2 protein-coding genes are annotated in these 1,330 nt (G+C 64.8%); one reads left to right on the forward strand and one right to left on the reverse strand.

Going from position 1 to position 1,330, the window contains the following annotated elements:
- The coding region (locus X803_RS18465; protein WP_253907409.1) for an MFS transporter at positions 1 to 782 on the reverse strand (782 nt) is incomplete at its 3' end.
- A 293-nt stretch (positions 783 to 1,075) separates the two neighbouring features.
- On the opposite strand from X803_RS18465, the gene X803_RS18470 reads away from it, so the two are divergent.
- Positions 1,076 to 1,330 (forward strand): Na+/H+ antiporter NhaA (locus X803_RS18470; RefSeq protein ID WP_253907413.1); only part of this gene is annotated, 255 nt, incomplete at its 3' end.

Raw genomic sequence — 1,330 nt, forward strand, 5'->3', positions numbered from 1 at the left:
AGCTTTGCCCGCCGCTCGACGGCAACAAACAGGCCGGCCGTCACCAGCGCGAGCGCCAGCAGGCCAAGAATAGGTGCAGACATCCACGGGTACTGGGTGCCTCCCCAGGTGCCTACCAGGACCAGCGACGTCGTGGCAATGGCGAGCAGGACCATCCCGGCGACGTCGACGTGCGGGTGGACCCGTTCACGCGCGGGCAGATGCAGGTGGAAGAGCACCACCACGATGGCGAGGATCCCCAGCGGCATGTTGATCCAGAACATCCAGCGCCAGCCGGGACCCTCGGTGAACCAGCCGCCCAGCAGCGGCCCGGCCACGGAGGCGAAGGCGAAGACTCCGCCCATGGCGCCCATGTATTTGCCGCGCTCCCGGGCAGGAACAACGTCGGCAATAATCGCCTGCGAGAGGATCATCAGTCCTCCGCCGCCGAGTCCCTGGACGGCGCGGCCGGCGATGAGCCACTCCATATTCGGAGCGACGCCGCCCACAATGGACCCCGCCATGAAGATGGCGATAGCGAACAGGAGGAGGCTCTTGCGGCCGATCAGGTCGCCGAGTTTGCCGTAGATCGGCATGACGATCGTCGCGGCCAGGATGTAGGCAGTAATGACCCAGAGCATCTGGTCGACACCGTTGAGCTCGCCGACGATGGTGGGCAGCGCGGTGCTGAGGATCATCTGGTTCAGGGCAGCCAGTAGCATCGACAGCATCAGGCCCACGAAGAGCAGGAGCAGGCCCGATTCCTTGCGGGCATCCGGCCGCAGGGAAGTTGGTTGACTCACGAAACTATTATTGCACGGGCTCCCAGCTGTGCCCCTGGCCGGCCGGCAGTCTGGCTTGAGGGCCGACGTCGTCCCTCCCCCGTCCGGATCCCTGTCCGGATCCCCGTCCGGAAGATTGGGCACACAGGCGATGACTACGTAGACTGGACGTTCTGGTGAGCCGGGAAGTCTGGTCGGCGTATGTCTACGCTGCCCAATCGACTCAAGGAACCACCGTGACACCTGAGCACCATAATCCTCCCCCGGTAGACCACAGCCGTGACAGCCCGCGCCGGCGCAGCTATCCCGAAGTCCTGCGTATCGGCGAGATCCTGCGCAAGGAGACCGTCGGCGGCATCCTGCTGGTAGCCGCCGCCCTGATCGCGATTGTGTGGGCAAACTCCCCCTGGGCGGATTCCTACTTTGCACTGCGAAACTATGAGGTCGGATACGAGCCGTGGCACCTGCGGCTCAGCCTGGGTAAATGGGCGGCTGACGGCCTTCTGGCGATCTTCTTCTTCCTGGTGGGGCTGGAACTCAAGCGCGAGTTCGTCGCCGGGGACCTGCGC

It is taken from the genome of Arthrobacter sp. 35/47 (assembly GCF_000520475.1).
Taxonomy (GTDB): Bacteria; Actinomycetota; Actinomycetes; order Actinomycetales; family Micrococcaceae; genus Arthrobacter_D; species Arthrobacter_D subterraneus.